The sequence below is a fragment of the Candidatus Methanoperedens sp. genome, assembly GCA_027460525.1.
Taxonomy (GTDB): domain Archaea; phylum Halobacteriota; class Methanosarcinia; order Methanosarcinales; family Methanoperedenaceae; genus Methanoperedens.
This window is the reverse complement of sequence record JAPZAS010000036.1, coordinates 23,280-39,642: the sequence shown is the minus strand read 5'-3', so window position 1 is coordinate 39,642 and position 16,363 is coordinate 23,280. Positions and strand designations below refer to the sequence as shown.

Annotated in this window: 17 protein-coding genes; 5 read left to right on the top strand and 12 right to left on the bottom strand. The window is 46.9% G+C overall.

Translation table 11 applies throughout. From position 1 onward, the window contains the following. The first annotated feature begins 26 nt into the window (after nt 1-26). Nucleotides 27-1,316 carry a tryptophan--tRNA ligase gene (locus tag O8C68_13135; protein ID MCZ7396736.1) on the top strand — a complete coding sequence of 430 codons (1,290 nt, stop codon included), beginning with the start codon at nt 27-29 and terminating at the stop codon, nt 1,314-1,316. Nucleotides 1,317-1,322: 6 nt separating this feature from the next. Here O8C68_13135 and O8C68_13130 read toward each other — a convergent pair whose 3' ends face one another. The 7 genes from O8C68_13130 to ribH form a co-directional block, all read right to left on the bottom strand. Then, complete coding sequence (locus O8C68_13130) at nt 1,323-2,489, bottom strand: RNA ligase (protein MCZ7396735.1); 1,167 nt, start codon at nt 2,487-2,489, stop codon at nt 1,323-1,325. Nucleotides 2,490-2,494: 5 nt separating this feature from the next. Continuing rightward, nucleotides 2,495-3,292, bottom strand: a complete 798-nt coding sequence (locus O8C68_13125; protein ID MCZ7396734.1) for a CBS domain-containing protein — start codon at nt 3,290-3,292, stop codon at nt 2,495-2,497. A gap of 33 nt (nt 3,293-3,325) precedes the next feature. After that, nucleotides 3,326-4,198 (bottom strand): CBS domain-containing protein, encoded by an 873-nt coding sequence (locus O8C68_13120; protein MCZ7396733.1) that lies wholly within the window; start codon nt 4,196-4,198, stop codon nt 3,326-3,328. Between the two features lie 9 nt (nt 4,199-4,207). Then, nucleotides 4,208-5,029 carry a CBS domain-containing protein gene (locus O8C68_13115; GenBank protein MCZ7396732.1) on the bottom strand — a complete coding sequence of 274 codons (822 nt, stop codon included), beginning with the start codon at nt 5,027-5,029 and terminating at the stop codon, nt 4,208-4,210. Between the two features lie 120 nt (nt 5,030-5,149). Further along, the gene (locus O8C68_13110) at nt 5,150-5,923 is read right to left on the bottom strand and encodes a CBS domain-containing protein (GenBank protein ID MCZ7396731.1); all 774 of its coding nucleotides are present in this window, start codon (nt 5,921-5,923) and stop codon (nt 5,150-5,152) included. Between the two features lie 52 nt (nt 5,924-5,975). Continuing rightward, nucleotides 5,976-6,527, bottom strand: coding sequence for a CBS domain-containing protein (locus tag O8C68_13105; GenBank protein MCZ7396730.1), 552 nt, complete (start codon nt 6,525-6,527; stop codon nt 5,976-5,978). Nucleotides 6,528-6,637: 110 nt separating this feature from the next. After that, nucleotides 6,638-7,048 carry a 6,7-dimethyl-8-ribityllumazine synthase gene (ribH, locus tag O8C68_13100; GenBank protein ID MCZ7396729.1) on the bottom strand — a complete coding sequence of 137 codons (411 nt, stop codon included), beginning with the start codon at nt 7,046-7,048 and terminating at the stop codon, nt 6,638-6,640. Nucleotides 7,049-7,161: 113 nt separating this feature from the next. Between ribH and ilvC the strand changes: the two genes are divergently transcribed. From ilvC to O8C68_13080, 4 genes are all read left to right on the top strand, one after another. After that, nucleotides 7,162-8,157 carry a ketol-acid reductoisomerase gene (ilvC, locus tag O8C68_13095; GenBank protein MCZ7396728.1) on the top strand — a complete coding sequence of 332 codons (996 nt, stop codon included), beginning with the start codon at nt 7,162-7,164 and terminating at the stop codon, nt 8,155-8,157. A 2-nt stretch (nt 8,158-8,159) separates the two neighbouring features. Continuing rightward, nucleotides 8,160-10,037 carry a phosphoadenosine phosphosulfate reductase family protein gene (locus tag O8C68_13090; GenBank protein ID MCZ7396727.1) on the top strand — a complete coding sequence of 626 codons (1,878 nt, stop codon included), beginning with the start codon at nt 8,160-8,162 and terminating at the stop codon, nt 10,035-10,037. 232 nt (nt 10,038-10,269) lie between these two features. Further along, nucleotides 10,270-10,557 carry a hypothetical protein gene (locus O8C68_13085; GenBank protein MCZ7396726.1) on the top strand — a complete coding sequence of 96 codons (288 nt, stop codon included), beginning with the start codon at nt 10,270-10,272 and terminating at the stop codon, nt 10,555-10,557. 4 nt (nt 10,558-10,561) lie between these two features. Next, nucleotides 10,562-10,738, top strand: coding sequence for a hypothetical protein (locus O8C68_13080; GenBank protein ID MCZ7396725.1), 177 nt, complete (start codon nt 10,562-10,564; stop codon nt 10,736-10,738). 166 nt (nt 10,739-10,904) lie between these two features. On the opposite strand, the gene rqcH is transcribed toward O8C68_13080, so the two are convergent. From rqcH to O8C68_13055, 5 genes are all read right to left on the bottom strand, one after another. Further along, a complete protein-coding gene (gene rqcH / locus O8C68_13075) occupies nt 10,905-12,866 on the bottom strand; it encodes a ribosome rescue protein RqcH (GenBank protein ID MCZ7396724.1) in 1,962 nt (653 codons plus the stop codon). An 85-nt stretch (nt 12,867-12,951) separates the two neighbouring features. Then, the gene (locus O8C68_13070) at nt 12,952-13,557 is read right to left on the bottom strand and encodes an ATP-dependent Clp protease proteolytic subunit (protein ID MCZ7396723.1); all 606 of its coding nucleotides are present in this window, start codon (nt 13,555-13,557) and stop codon (nt 12,952-12,954) included. Nucleotides 13,558-13,589: 32 nt separating this feature from the next. Further along, complete coding sequence (locus O8C68_13065) at nt 13,590-14,459, bottom strand: RimK family alpha-L-glutamate ligase (protein ID MCZ7396722.1); 870 nt, start codon at nt 14,457-14,459, stop codon at nt 13,590-13,592. Then, nucleotides 14,456-15,124 carry a DUF434 domain-containing protein gene (locus O8C68_13060; GenBank protein MCZ7396721.1) on the bottom strand — a complete coding sequence of 223 codons (669 nt, stop codon included), beginning with the start codon at nt 15,122-15,124 and terminating at the stop codon, nt 14,456-14,458. The genes O8C68_13065 and O8C68_13060 overlap by 4 nt, the downstream gene beginning before the upstream one ends. Then, nucleotides 15,121-16,170: an mRNA surveillance protein pelota gene (locus tag O8C68_13055; GenBank protein MCZ7396720.1), complete on the bottom strand. Its 1,050-nt coding sequence runs from the start codon at nt 16,168-16,170 to the stop codon at nt 15,121-15,123. The genes O8C68_13060 and O8C68_13055 overlap by 4 nt, the downstream gene beginning before the upstream one ends. Nucleotides 16,171-16,363: the final 193 nt, after the last annotated feature.

Here is a 16,363-nt window from a genome sequence, read left to right as displayed (position 1 = left end):
ATATCTACAAACCCAGAATAGAGGGCATGACAACCCTCGACCCATGGGGCGCAGTTAAGATAGATAATTATTCTAAACTCTTTGACGAGTTCGGTATATCAAGGTTCGATGACCTTCTTGGAAAAATACCCACCCCGCACAGATACATGCGCAGGCATGTTATTTTCGGACACAGGAGTTATGAAACTGTCCTCGAGGCGATGCTTTCAGGGAAACCTTTTGCAGCCCTGAGCGGATTCATGCCTTCGGGTAAGGCGCATCTCGGGCATAAGATGGTGATGGAGGAGATTATCTGGCACCAGCAGCAGGGCGGGGATGTGTTTCTGGCTATAGCTGACATGGAGGCGCATGCTGTGAGAGGTAAAACTTGGAAGGAATGCGAGGATCTGGGTAAAGATTATATTTTAAGCGCTATAGCCCTCGGTCTTGAACCAGGAGCACATATTTACTTCCAGTCAAAATCCGATATTGTTAAAAGCCTGGCTTTCGAGCTTGGCATAAAAGCCAATTTTTCAGAGATGTCAGCCATCTATGGTTTCAACGGCGAGACGAACATCTCGCACATGGTAAGTGCGCTCACGCAGAGCGCAGACATACTGCATCCGCAATTAAAAGAATTTGGAGGACCAAAACCTGTGGTGATTCCCGTGGGCGCAGACCAGGACCCGCATATCAGGCTGACGCGCGGTCTTGCGTATAAGATGAATATGTTCGTTGTGGAGAAAAGAAACGGAGCAGAAAAGGAATTTATAAGCGTACGAGGGAAAGCTGCCCCGGAAAAGGCTCTATCTGAGATAGCAAAGCGCACAGGCGGCAAGCTCTACGAAGAGCATGTGGATGTTTTAACACGAAGTCTGGATGAGGTCGAACCTGTGGTCAGGGAAGTTGAACTTAAATACGGAGGTTATGCCTTCATGTCTCCCGCCTCTACATACCACAAGTTCATGACAGGCTTACAGGGTGGCAAGATGTCAAGCAGCGTCCCTGAGAGCTACATAGCCCTCACAGACCTGCCCGAAGATGGGGAAAAGAAGGTTCTGCGCGCAAAGACAGGCGGAAGGGTGACGCTGGAGGAGCAGAAGAAGCTCGGAGGCGAGCCTGATGTATGCACGGTGCATGAATTATTGCTCTACCATCTAATTGAAGACGACAACGAGCTTCTTGAGGTTTATAAGGACTGCGTGGGAGGAACAAGGGTGTGCGGAAAGTGCAAGAAATATGTTGCAGAGCTCATGCGCGAATTTTTGAAGGAACATCAGGAAAAGAGGAAGATTGCGAAAGAGAGGTTAAGTGAGTTCGGTCTGAAATACCCCTGAATTTTTTCAACTCCACAACTGACCGCCCAGTATCGCCTCGGTCTTGTCGTTGGTGCTCTGGTTTATCCTTTTAATCCTCACAAGGTATTCATTTCCTACCTGCTCCGGCTCTTCAAACACAGCATCCACCCCGAGCATTCTCAGGTACTCCTCGAATTTCTTAACAGTATCCAGGCTCCTCACCCTTATCTGCACGTTCTCAGCGATTCTTTCGCCCGCTTTTTTCTTCTTAATGGTCTTAATCATGGGCATGAGAATACTCTCCCCGAGCTGGAGGCATCGCGTGCTCAATGAACCCTCATCCTCGCCCCACTCCACAGACTGGAAGGCTTCCCTGCACACCCGCCCGAAGAAAAAATCCCTGCCAAAGTCGTTGTAGAATTCAAAAGCGTATCTCAGGTCGGCGCAGTTGCTCTGAGAGCTTGTGTACTTCACAGGAGGCAGAAACATCTCAGGGTCTTTGATAACCACCCCTTCATGCATTGCACTGCCCAGTTCCCTGATAATTTTCGCAATCTCAATATGCGCCTCGTTTACATCGAATTCCCCAAAAAGCCTGACTGATTTTATCCCGTACTCCTCCATAAGCTCCCTGCGCTTCATCACAGGCATGGGCTTCCCCGTTATCTTCTCCCGTATGTCGAAAACGAAAAATTCAAGCGACTCGATATCGTAAAAGGATTTAGGCACATAAGGACTGTCCGGACCAACCATCTCCCCGCACAGCACCAGCTCAGGATTGTCCCGGAAAAATTCAAGCCCGATTAAGTCATTGGCTTTCTCTGTGGTATAAGGACATACAAAACCCCCACGCGTGAGCCCAACAAGCGCATCCCCTACAAGCGCCACGCGAACATTGTAACCGTTCATCTTCTCTTCCACCACCACTTTTCTGCATGAAGAGAATTGTTTCGTCAAAGCCGGATAAAGCAACAATGTGCGCGATATCTTAGGAAAACCGCGTACTATATCGAACGGCTCTATGAATACGGCTGTGCCACCTTCGGCTGAAGAAATGGGTTTATCAAACCTGAATAACTCAGGCTTTGAGCGAACATACTGCAGCGTCTTTCTCTTTAGCGCTCCGGTTATCCTGTGCTCAGGGATTTCAAGCAGCCTTGATATCTTTTCAACATCTAATTTATTAACCAGTTCTGAGACATCCTGTCTCATCCTATTCATCCTTTTTTGGAAGGGGTCATCACGGCAAGATGCCTGATAATCCCTCTCCTGCTGATAACACCCACAATTTCGTCCTTGAGATTCAAAACAGGTACTCCGCCTATGTTTTCATTCAGCATTAGAGATATGACCTCGGATATGGGAGTATTCGTCCTGACAGATTTCACGTTGCGGGTCATGATATCCTCCACGATGAGGTTGCGAATCCTTCCATCCTGCTGGTTATCGGGTACGAGAGCCCTGAAATTCATCATTGCTCTTGCCACATCCTTTTCTGTTACGATTCCCACCACATCGACGTTCTCGATCACAGGAAGCCTTCCGATATCGTTATCCAGCATGATGCGCCTTGCATGCGAGACCCTGTCCGCGGGACTTACTGATATGGGTTCCTTCATGATTTCAGCAGCATACCCTTTCACAGCTTTAGCCGTTTTCAGGATCTCATGAGGTGTCACCCATCCCAGGATATTACTGTTATCACTCACAACGAGAATCCCGCCTGTTCTGTCCATCAGCGCAATTGCATCCTCAATACTTGTATCAGGAAGCACCTTTCTGAACATATCCGTCGTGGCGGCTGCAACATGGAGCGAAGATGCCGGAAGATTTGAAGTCTTCCACGTCCCGAGTTTGCTGGCAATGCTCCTCACCGTAATCACGCCCAGAAGTTCGCTGCCGTTTATTACGAGCAGCCTGCGCGTATCATGCTTATCCATCAATTGCATAGCATGTGAAATCTTATCCGATTTATGGACCGAAAGTGGTTCTTTCATAATGTCTTTTATTTTCATGTTATCATCTCACTTTGATGAACCCAATAATATTCAACTCTTTTCGACGGGTTCATCAAACATTGTCATTATTGATTTTACAATGTTCTCTCCTGTCAGTATCCCCATAATCCCATTGCCCTGCACAGGCAGCCCGTTGATTCTCTCTCTAACCATTATGCCTGCGGCATGCGTTGCAAGGTCGTCGCTTTTAATGGTAATAAGAGGGCTTGACATGATATCTTCAGCAACGAGCGGCACTTCGCTTATATACCTGTATTGTTTTTTTCCTGCGGCGCTCTCCTTACGGGTCATCTTTATCTCCTTTTGAGGCAGACCCCCTTTTTTATCTTTCATTTCTGTGAAAGCAAGATTTGAACTTGTAATGATTCCCACAGGCATATCGTTATCCTCAAGAACAACGGCTCTATCCATTGAATTCGCATCGAGTTCGTGAAGAATGTGGCTGATGGTATGATGCCTGTGAACCGTAAGGGCTGACTCGATTTTCAAATCCTTGACTTTCAGCGGAAGATCTAATTCTGAGAAATACCTGATTAGATCCCACTTTGTGGCTATTCCTATCACTTCATTTTTATTGTTGACAACGGGCAGCCCTCCTATATTATTCTCACTCATCAGTTCAGCGAGCTGCTTGGGCGTTGCATCGGGAAATATCGTTATCATGCTCTCGGTCATAACCTTTTTTACAGGTATGTGGTCAATTGGGCGGCGCCGCCATTGGGGTTCAGCCTGGTTAAGCCTTCTGCTTATGTCTTTTTTTGTCACTATCCCGATGGGCTTATTATTCTCGATGATTACAAGCCTTCCGATCTTATGGCGAAGCATCAGGTTTCTGGCTCTTGCCACGTTTTCATCAGGCGATACCACATAGACCGGTGAACTCATTATATCCTTGATTTTCATATCATACTCCTACTCTGCCAATGCCCGGACAAAATCACGCTCGGTTATAATCCCTTTCAATTCGCCTTCCTCAAGCACTGGAAGCGAGCCTACGTTCTTATCCAGCATAACGCCAGCAGCTTCCCCGAGGTCTATCTCAGACCTTGTGTAAACAACATCCCTTCTGATGAGGGTGCGGATGGGTACCTCAAATACCTCTTTTGCATTGCCAGTTATAAGCTTGTTAAAAATATCCCCGCTTCCCAAGAAACGCATGATATCCGAAGCTGTTATTATGCCTATAAGGACATTATCCTTGATAATAGGAAGCCTCCTGAAACCATTATTTATCATGGATTTGGTCGCAGTCCCAACCGACATCTCGGACGGCGCGGTCACTATTTTCTTACTCATGTAGTCGTCCACGGTCTTGCCTGTGACAATACCCGAGACGAAAAAGACAAAGTCCTTTTCTGAGATTATGGCGGACACCCTTCCTTCACCATCAGTGATAGGTATGCCTCCTATATTTTCTGTTAGCATTGTATTCAAGGCATCCTTTAGCGAATCTTTTTCATTAAGGGAGACAACATTTTCTTCCATAATCTCGCTGATACTGGCGTTGACGGCGGAAAGTAAATTCCCTTTGAAGCTGTTCTTTACAATCAAATTTCTTTTGCCCCCTCCAAGAAAATCTACGATATCCTGCGAGGTCACTATTCCTTTCAAGCGGTTGGTACCTGCATCGGCGATTGGAAGTCTCCTGAAACCTCTACCAAGCATGGTTTTTACAGCGTCTATTATCGGCGTCGTGGGCGGAATTGTCACCACTTCCCTTGACGCAATGGTCATTATATCTCCCGATCTCTCGGAAATCCTGGATTTAAAATCAATTGGCGCCATGTTCCGCATATACCCTCTGGGATCCTGTTGCCCTTTTTTAGTTTTATTCCTGATATTCATAAAACACCTTTAAACGAACGCTTTTATTATATCGTTCCTATCAACTATACCTACAAGTTTTCCGTCATTGACCACGGAAAGCCTGCCTACATCAAGCTTCATGAATGCCTGAATCGCTTCCTTTAAACCCGTTTCTGGAGCTAAAGAATAAGCCGGAGTGCTCATGATCTTTTCAACAGACGGGGACATGGTAGATTTGGTGCCGTGCTCATCTTCCCTTTCGATTCTCGCATAGCCAGCTTTGATTATATTGCGCCGGGTTACCATGCCTATGAGTTCATCGTTTTTTACCACTGGATATCCAGAAAAACCTGTCTCTTTCATGTTGAGCCAGACCTTGGCTATATTGTCCTTTGGAGAGCATGTTTTAACATCGGTGGTCATTATTTCAGAAACCTTTTTTGAGGGAATCTTGTCAAGGTTCAGGTTCCTGAATATATCCACCATGCTAAGAATGCCTACCAGTGTCTTGTCCTGCCCGGATTTCAGCACTGGAACGCGCCCGAGTCCTGACTCTATCATCAATCTTGCAGCCTGCATCATTTCCGCATCAGGAAAGACAAACGGGAACTCGGATGCATAACCTTCCACAGTAACGTTGGATTTAGTGGAATATATGTTTAATATTTCCTTTTCGTTCAGGATTCCGATTACTCTTTTCTTGGAATCCACCACAGGCAGCGTACGATAATTTCTATCCCTCATCACCTGGCGCGCATGTGTCATAAAATCCGAGTCGTGTACAAAAACAGGATTCTTTGTCATTACATCTTGCACTTTCATAGCCTCTTACTCCTTTTCTCGTGTATAAATATGTTATTTAAAATTCTGCTTGCTATTCCAGGGTCTCTCTGCAGCTTTCGCAAAGGAGCTTTCCATCAACGAGGAACAGGTTATCCACATTATCCCCGCATTCCTCACAGATGCCGCGAAGAATCTTTTGCGGGGTTTCTATCGAAATCTTTTCCCGATGCATTTTGATAAGATCGGAAAAGATACTTCCCATTTCTGCTGAAACTGCGATGAGATCCATATCGGTGACGATACCAACGAGCTTTCCAGTTTCAACAACCGGCAATCGCCGTATCTGCATTTTTAACATCATGTGCATGGCACCTGTGACGTCCTCTGTTGCAGGTATGGTTAAAAGAGGAGTTGTCATCAATTCTTTGATGGAAATATCATCCGGATTGAGATTCCTGGATACGATTTTCCTGACAATATCGCGCTCTGTGACTATTCCCACAGGCTGGCTTTTATCCGTGATGATGACACTGCCAACATCATATTCAAGCAATTTTCTGGCTAAGTGCTGAACATCACTTTTGATATCTATTGTCACGACATCCCTTGTCATTATTTCTTTTACCGGCATCTTGACTTCCATACGTAATCCTCCCTTATGTTAACTATGTGTTTTGTTGTGTTTATATGTTATGCTGGATTGATTTTATCCTGACGATAAATATTTGCAATAGCGCCGCTTTTAATGCTGCCTTATTCTTTTAACATTTTAACCATTTTAATGGCTGCTTCGACCGCCCGTTTTGCATATTCTACACGCTCGTGTGCATCAAGCCGGCTCATGCCGGGTCCTGAGATTCCAAGCGTTACAGGCTTTTTATATTCAAGAGCAAGGTCTGCTATCTTCCGTGAGGCGTGCTGTATTACTATCTCATCGTGTTTGGTTGCTCCCTGTATAACGCATCCGATTGTTACTACTGCATCGATATTCTCATCCTCTGCGAGTTTCTTTACTGCCAGAGGCATATCAAAAACTCCCGGGACGTATAAAATTTTCTCAACCGAGGCTCCAAGAAAAGCAGCATGCTCCTTTCCAAGGGTCTCCATCTGGATTGTTAAATCACGATTGAATTCTGAAACCACGAATCCTAGTTTAATACTCATTTTAGCACCTTGAGTTTGGTATATCATTCGGTATGTCTATATATTTTACTATTTGATTTATGAAACATTTATATCCCCTCTTAATGTATGAAAGGAGAAAAGAAGGTATAACTATGGTAAAAATATTCTATGAGAAGGATGCAGATTTAAGCGGATTGAAAGATAAGACCATTGCTGTTATAGGTTACGGCAGCCAGGGCGCGGGACAGGCACAGAACCTGCACGATTCCGGGCTGGATGTCATCGTGGGCGTGAGGAAGGGAGGCGAGTCATGGGCGCAGGCAAAGACAGACGGGCTTACGGTCATGACAATGGCTGATGCAGCAAAAAAGGGAGATTTAATCCAGATGCTTGTGCCCGATGAGATACAGGCTGCTATCTATGCAACCGAGATTGCGCCGAACATGAGTGAAGGCAAAACGCTGTGTTTCTCGCACGGCTTTAACATCCATTATAACCAGATCGTGCCGCCCAGGAACGTGGATGTGATAATGGTCGCACCAAAAGGTCCAGGCTTCCTTGTGAGGCGCGCATATACCGAAGGCATAGGCGTTCCTGCACTTCTTGCAATATACCAGGATGCATCAGGACATGCATGGGACATCGGCATGGCTTACGCAAAAGGAATCGGTGCCACGCGCGCAGGCGTGATAGAGACCACGTTCAGGGAAGAAACCGAGACCGACCTCTTTGGCGAGCAGGTTGACCTGTGCGGCGGATGCACGAGCATGATAAAGGCGTCTTTTGAAACACTCGTTGAAGCAGGATACCAGCCAGAGATTGCGTACTTTGAAACATTGCACGAATTAAAGCTCATAGTTGACCTGATACATGAGGGGGGCTTGAGCAAGATGTGGTATTATGTATCCAATACCGCAGAGTACGGCGGCTTAACTGTAGGTCCCAAGATAATAAATGAGCAGTCGCGCCAGGCAATGAAAGAAGCGCTTCGCAGGATACAGAGCGGTGAATTCGCCCGTGAGTTCGTGCTTGAAGGAAAAACGAACAGACCCGTTTTGTCCGCGCTTGAGAGACAGGAGAATGAGCACCAGATAGAGAAGGTCGGGAAGGAGCTTCGCGCCATGATGCCGTGGCTTAAGAAAGATTAGATGTGACCCATTACCTCGGCGAACTCCTCCTGCACTGGTGCCCTTCCTGCAACCTGCCAGTACTCGGGAAAACCTGCGCCTGCACAGCTGCCACCAAAAAAATCGATATAACCCCTCCTGGTGATGTGAGACCCGCTTTCCAATACGATATTGACCTTATTAACAGGACGACAGAAAAACAGTTCGGGGTACAACTCATACCAATGAGCAGGCTCGTGGTGCTGAACAAGGCGCCCTACGAGGACAGGATGGATGAGGTGATTTTTGACGGCGCAGTGATGGGTTCGCTGCGCTTTGAACTTGAAAAGATGGAATGGGTATTCATCCCAAGGCTTGACGGGGCAAGGCTTCTTGCCAGCGGGAAGAAATGGATAATTGTGGACAGGGGTGCGGTAGATTTTATCATAAAAGGGGCTTCGGTGCTTGCGCCGGGCGTGAACGATGCGGATGCCGGCATCATGGAGGATGACGAGGTCATTGTACTGACGCCGCAAAAAGAGGTTATCGCTACTGGAAGAGCCAGGATGAGCGCAGAGAGGATGCTCACGCATGAGAAGGGCATGGCTGTAAAAACGCGCTGGAACGGCAAACCGCAAGCTATAGGGCAATCATATCCGGAACAAAAAAGGACATGGGACGATGCTGTGCAGGCGAATATACATATACTGAAAAAAATGGAGGAAAAAGCACACAGCTTCATAAAAAACGTGGCAGAAACCACCAACAGACCTGTTACAGTCTCGTACTCAGGCGGGAAAGACAGCCTTGCAACAGTGCTTCTTGTGCGCGATGCCGTGCCGGAGTTCGATATCCTTTTTGCCGACACCGGTCTTGAATTCAGGGAGACTGTTGATAATGTAAGACAGATAGCAGAGGAGCTTTCTTTGCCTTTGAAGCTGCGCTCCTCAGGCGAGTCTTTCTGGCAGGCAATAGATAATTTCGGACCTCCCACAGTTGAAGCCAGATGGTGCTGCAAGGTGTGCAAGCTCGGGGCTATAACGCAGATCATAGAGGAAAACTATGAAAACGGCTGCCTGACATTCATAGGCCAGCGAAAATACGAAAGCGAAATAAGGGCTAACAGCGAACATATCTGGAAGAATCCCTGGGTAGGGAATCAGATAGCTGCCACGCCTATTCAAAACTGGACAGCACTGCATGTATGGCTGTACCTTTTCTGGAAAAAGGCAAAATACAATCCTCTGTACGAAGAGGGATTCGACAGGATAGGATGCTGGCTGTGTCCCTCGGCAAGCATGGCTGATTTTTCTCGGCTGGGTGAAATACATCCCGAATTGTATGAAAAGCTTGAAAAATACCTCAAAGAACATGCTTTGCACAACGGGCTGCCGCAGGAGTGGGTGACATACGGCTTCTGGCGCTGGCAGGTTCTTCCAAAATCGATTAGAATGATGGCTGAGAAAAAGGGCATAAACCTTGTCCGGAAGCATGAGAAAAAGCCAGTTAAATTTACCGTGGTGGTTGGATACCGACCCTGCAGGGCAGGCGGGGTTACAGCAGAAGGCAGTTTCGGAATGCCGTTAAATCTCCCTCTGATAGAAGAGACGGGGCTGCTCGGTGTAATCGGAGATACAAACTCGATTGACGGCGTTATACTTACTCAACGCGGAGAGGATAATGTCCATGTTTATGCCAGCGGGACGGTGGTTGCAAGAGGCAGCGACGCAGAAAAGACAAGGGAATTAATCGGGCTTGCGGAAAAGACAATAAGGCGAGCGCTGGCATGCACGGGATGCGGTGTGTGCGTGGGACAGTGCGAGGTGCGGGCGATCAGCGTCAATGGAACAGCAAGGCTCAACGGGAAATGCACCCGCTGCGGGAAATGCACATGGGCATGCCCTGTGGTGAAGTTCGGGTAGTTGTCACCCACCGAAGGCGCAAAGAACGCAAAGCTTATAAGTATATTACAAAAATTATAAATCTGCGGCGCCTCCGCAAACCCATGTAGCCCCCAGCCGCACCGCCCGCCCCGCCGGCGCGCGGTTGAGATTATATTGGAGGAGAGCAGGGTCAGCATAGACATTAAAACTATAGGGCGCAGTAAAAAGGCAATTAGAAAGTATTAAAGGGCTGAATATCATCCTCTGTTTGATGGTTGATTGGAAAAAAATTAAGTTAGTATATGATGAAGACACTATATGGCATATAGCAAAGCATAGAATTGACCTATCCGAAGTTCATAAAGTTTTAGCAGGATATTTTACCATCCAAAGGAGGATAGTAAAAGGAGTTTTAAGATATTTAGTGTTGGGAGAATCGTATGGGCGGATTCTGGTGTTAGTCTTAGAACCGGTGGGAGGAGATGAGATGCTTTTAATTACAGCATACGATGCCCCAGAGAGTCGCAAAAGGTTATATAGGGAAATGGTTAAAAGGTAATACAATGAGAAAATTCACAGCCAAAGATGAGGAAGACCTTATAAAGGAAATAGAGAGCGATCCAGAGATTGATAAAAAGTGGGGTCCTCTTATAAAAGGTCACGTAGTTGAGATAAAATATGCCGGCGATAAAAGTGCGGCGGGTGCTAAAAGTAAAAAGTCGAAGGCAGTTCCGGCATGATTTTAGTTTATTAAAACTGGTTTTGGTGCTCTCTTAAACCGACCAATCACCAGTGCCCCAAAACTTAACAAAAAACAACGAACTCGACCAGTTCGTACGAGTCCGCATCAGTCGCTGCTTGGCGAATCCATCGCAAAGGGCGCAAAGAACGCAAAGTGTATACTCATTATTCCTTCACCCTCGACCCGCCCGGCGGCAAAAACATTGCAATCCTGTCTGGCGAGGCAATAGTCTTAATAAATTTTTTATCCTCGAATTTATCGCCAAGCACCCTGTAAATCTTCTTTGAAAGGTCGTTCTGGTTAAACTCCCCAGGCTCTACCTCGATAACAAACTGCGCCCTGTTTCGGATTGCGCTCACAGGTCCTCCTATCAGTCGTTTCCCCTCGTTAAGCATAATGCCAAGAGCAGCGCCCAGCATGACATCCTTGTAATAGTTGCGCTTGCCCCGGATCACAAAAGCCCCTTTTGCCACATACTCTCCTGATTCCGGCGTCTTTGAGACCTGCTCGGGTAATACCCAGTAGCAGTCCCCGCTCACCTGTCCTGATTTCCAGATGCCCGAATACGATACCGTAAACTGCGCCGCTTCCGTGAGCGTGGTTTCTGGAACCTCTTTTCCTTCCGTTTTGATGACCACGGCAGGCGAACCAGAGACATGGGCGTGGAAGAAGATATCCCGCTTCTCAAGATATTTCTTCACGACATTTTCGTTGCTCTCTGCATCCCTTCCGCCTATCACAAGGAACCCGTCAGAGGAGAAAAACCACCTGAACTGCTCGAACCATTTCTGTTTGTGCACAGGGAGTTTCAGCCGGGTCTTCGGAGCCTCTTCTTTTCCTGTTAAGTTTTTTGTAGCCTCGATTGCCAGAAGCGCCCCTTTTATCTTTGAGGATAGTTTTTTTGATCTATCGTAATAGACCTGGGAATTTTGCGTCACTGAGAGTTTGATATCAAGTTCAACTTCTTCATTATCAAGAGTTACGTTAACAGTCCCTTTGTCTGGATTGATGGATTTGATCGCCCCGGCTTCAGGCATATCAGATTTTTTAAGGATGCTCTTGATATCGTCCCATGAATATCCCTTATCCCTTGCAGTCCTGATGGCGTTCAGGATTCCATCGATGGTCTGATAATTCCCGTATATCAGTTCGCCCTTATGCACCAGATTTCTTTCCTCATCCCTGAACTTCGCCAGTGCCTGCATCTGTTTCTGCAGCCGGTACTCATACACCCCGAGCTTTTCCGGTTTTATCTCTTTTCCCTCTTTTACCTCCGCACCCTTTTTCTCGGCTCCCGTGCTGAAATATTCATCCAGCGCCTCATTAAAAGTGCCAAAATATTTCTTCTCGTTTTTTTCGTACTGGGACAGCGGAAAGGGGAGTACGTCTATCGGCTTTCCCTCTTTCAGTACAATATTAGGTTTCAGGTCTGCGGCAAGAGGCTTGAAAACATCCGAAAGAGCGCTCAGGAGAGATGCAACATCGCCCAGCTGCCGCGCAAGCGTATTCTTTTCAACCCCGGCGCGGAGGCAGAGTTCTTCAGCATACTGCCCTCCCATGTTCATGCGTGTCGCCAGAGTCCTGACGATATCAGAGTCTGATCGAGAGAACATCTCTTTTAAATTATCCAGCGTAGCTGTGACAGGGCTTAGCTGCGCCTGCGGAAGCTCATAGACCTCTCCCCGTATCACCTTCCTGTCCCTGAAGCTGATGGATTTTAGCGGCAGTATTATCCGTTTTTCAGAGTCCAACAAAATGATATTGCCTCGTGAAAAAAGCTCGATCAGCAGTATTGTCCTATCCTCGCCGCGCTGGATTTGGAGTTCGATTATGCGGTCAAAATCATACTGCGAAATATCGGCTATCCTTCCTCCGCTCAGGTGCTTTCGAAGCAGCATGGGAAAAGATTGAGGGAACTTTTGCGCAGTCTCAGGATGTTTTGTGAGGTGCAGGCGCCTTCCGGCTTCGATTACAAGATTTGCCCTTCCTTCCTTGAAAATATGCAATCCAATTCTCATTTCATCCTGAGAATGCTGGTATATCTTTTCGATTTTAGCATCGAGAAGGCGGGGACGCAGCTCCCTGATTATTGCTGCCACGTCCACGCTTGACATTTCCTGTTTCATTAAGGCTATTGCTACCTGAATTAACTTAAGTTAACGGGTTGCAGTGGGATTCATCGAATTGCAAAAATCCCTTGAACTTGGGATTTCATTTCTTCGCCACTCCCTCACCAGCTCTCACTATTCTATCAATCAGCCTATACTCCACTGCCTCTTCTGCTGTAAAGAAGAAGTCCCTGTCAGTATCTCTCTCTATGACCTTCATGGGCTGCCCTGTGTGATAAACCAGGATTTCATCCAGACGTTTCTTGATTCTGTTCATCTCTTTCGCCTGAATTTCTATATCCGATGCCTGTCCCTGTGCGCCGCCAAGGGGCTGGTGTATCATCATTCGTGCATTGGGAAACGCCACCCTTTTCCCCTCGGCTCCCGCTGCCAGCAAAATCGCAGCCATCGAGGCTGCCTGTCCAATACAGATGGTTTCGATACTGCATTTGATGCACTGCATGGTATCGTAGATGGCAAGACCTGCAGCAATCACTCCTCCAGGACTGTTTATGTAAAAGTGGAGATCGCCTTCGAATTCTTTCGCCTCTAAATAAAGAAGCTGTGCGATGATGCTTTCTGCCGTATCCTCATTGATATCACCTGTGAGGAATATTTTCTGGTCATCAAGCAGGCGGGAGTAAATATCCAGCGTATGCGGACCCTGTGGTGTTTGTTCAGATACATAAAGCAACTTTGGTGTTACCATTGTTTTGTCCTCCTTTTATGTACTATCATTAATTATATCAAGTGGTATAAATACTCCGCAATCTTCATCGTCACATCCACTCCGCAAGCCTCGAATATACCTTTCCCGGAAGGCGTTCCATTGATCTCAATAACATAATCCTTATCCCCCTCTATAATATCCACGCCTGCATAAACCGTGCCTATTACTTTTGTGGCTTTTAAGCCCAATCTTTTCTGCTCATCGGTCAATATGCAGGGCTTCGCACTGCCTCCCTGGCTCAGGTTATTTATCCATCCTCCGGCTGGTGCAACCCTGTATATCGAACCCACAACCCTGTTATCCACCACAAATACCCTGATGTCCCTGCCCGGATTGGGTATGAATTCCTGCATGTAGAGAAAAGCGTTTTTTTCAAGCAGAGCTTTAAGCCTTCGCCTACCATTATCGTTATCCTCTACCCGTTCCACATCTATGCCTTTATAGCCGAAAACAGGCTTCACCACAGCGCAGGTAAAGGAAGAGAGCGCACCGATAGCCTCACGCATGTTGTTTGTAACCACAGTTTTCGGCGTCGGGATGCCATTTCTCTGGAACAAAAAGCTTGAGACGTACTTGTTCGCAGCTTTTGCTATTGCTTCAGGCGAGTTGATAACCGGGATTCCAAGCTCTTTGAGATGGCATATGATATCGAATCTGAAAGCAGCATCGCTATTTGTGGCAGGTCCGAGGTCGCGAACGACGACTGCATCGAGTGTTGTTAAATCGCTTTTGCCTGCGTATATGAAGCCTGATGAGATATTCGAGGTCGCTTCACTGAAGCTGAATTTCACTGGATTCATGCCGTAATGCTTAACGGCATTACAGAGAGCAACACCAGTCCAGTCATGCGGGTCAGTTACTGCAATTCCGATTTTTTTCATGATATTTGCCCTGAAAAATCGCTTATCCTGGCAACACTTGCCCCGAGATGCGGGTATCCTGATACAAGGCAGGAGAGAAAATTTACCACCTTTTCTGCGGCATCGATTATCACCCCATCGCTTGATGCGACAATATCTTTAGAACGTTTCAAATCATAATCCACATGCTTTGAGGTCTTTGCCTCTCCTATCAATCCAAAATCTTGGATTCTCTCCTTCAGCATCTTTGCAAACAAACCGCTCTTGCTGATCTGGGAATCCAGAATAAACGAGACATAATCCGGATTATTTTCCTTCAAAAACTGCAGTATAAGCTCAACCGCTTCCTGGGTGTTTTCAGAAGCCTTAAAATTCCTGAAAATACCCTTAATATCCCTGATAACATCATCATCGCACAGAAAAGCCTCTTTATTGAGAACGCTTTCCATCCCGATTACGATGTTGTATCCATCAATCAAGATCTTATTTCCTTTTATTGCACCGCATGGCAGAAATTTCCCCCTTCTTTTCTCTGCAACAGACCTTGAGATAACAGCCCGTGAAAGAAGAAACCTTGCCTCATCGTTCAGGCGATAGTGGTTGCATACAAAAGCCACCGCACCTCCGGGAGGATAGCCTCTGTCGAGGAGGTAGCGTATATCAGCGTCAGCATGCTCAAGGCTCATGCAGCCACCTTGAACCTGAGAAGCGCCGCAATGCCTCCAAGGGATTCAAGCTTTTTTCCCGGCTCAAATTCAGTGCTGAATACCACAATTCTCCCCTGGGAATGTTCAACATCTTTTAAAAAAATATCAATGGTCTTACCCTCGCGCTCTGTACGGAGCAGCTCATCCGTGATAAGCAGCGTCTCGATAGCACCCATGCTTTGCGCATTTCGTACCTCTTCCATACCATAAGCAGCCTTGCCCTCTATTGATATTTCCTTCATCAATTCCTCGATGAGTTTTGCCTCCCTTCCGATCCTGGATTCCTCCATTATCCTGTCAACTGCGCCGCGCCGCAGCACCTCCTGGAAACCAGATACACCGATGGAGGAGGTATCCTCAAGAAGTATTTTTTTTGCAAGTTCAGGTTCTTTTGTCTTTAAAAAATCCAGAAAATCCTCTTTCGTGAACCCTGGTCCGGCAAGGATCACAGCTTCCACCTTTTCCGCTGCCCATTTTAATTGCGACGCAAATTCACCGAAGAACTCGTTCCGTTTATTGCCTTCGCCTTTCCCAAGCGACTGCTCAAGCGACGAGGATTCCTCCACCCCGTACTGCCTCACCACTCCTATGCAAGCCTCTCCTTCCTCTATTGTTGCGATTATTACCCTGGGGCGCCTGGCTGCAAGCTCGGCTTCCCTGAGCCTTTCAAGCTGGTCGTTCTTCCATTGCTTGATTATTGAAAGATTAGTCCCTTCCTCGATGTTAAGCGTGTGATAAGCGCCTGCATCAATCCCCCCCTCTGCAATAATCCCGTGCACGCGCAGGCGGTTTGAGAACCTGTGGAACTCGACTTTCTCAACCTCTATTCCAAGGCGGATGGTTTTTTTATCAGCCTTTTCGGGCCTCAGTTTGTCTGTGGCGCCTTCTATTCGCCGTTTGGTGAATGCGTAAACGATGTCGTGTGGCTCAAGGATATATTTGAGATGCCAGAGATCGTCCAGGGATTCGGTAATAAGTGAAATCTCCCCTTCATTGAACCTGAGTTCTTTTTTCAAGACCTTCATAAAGCCATCCCTCGTTTTATGAATCCACGTATGGCGATGCCATATGTCAAGGGTCGCGCCCCTTGAGGATGCACACACGTATTGCGTAGCAATAGGTGGATACGCAAGCGTCTGGCGTGACAGTCGTACGGCGTCAACTGACGTGACGGTTGTGCGGTGTAAACTGACGCAAAGGTTTTTGATAAAACCTTCC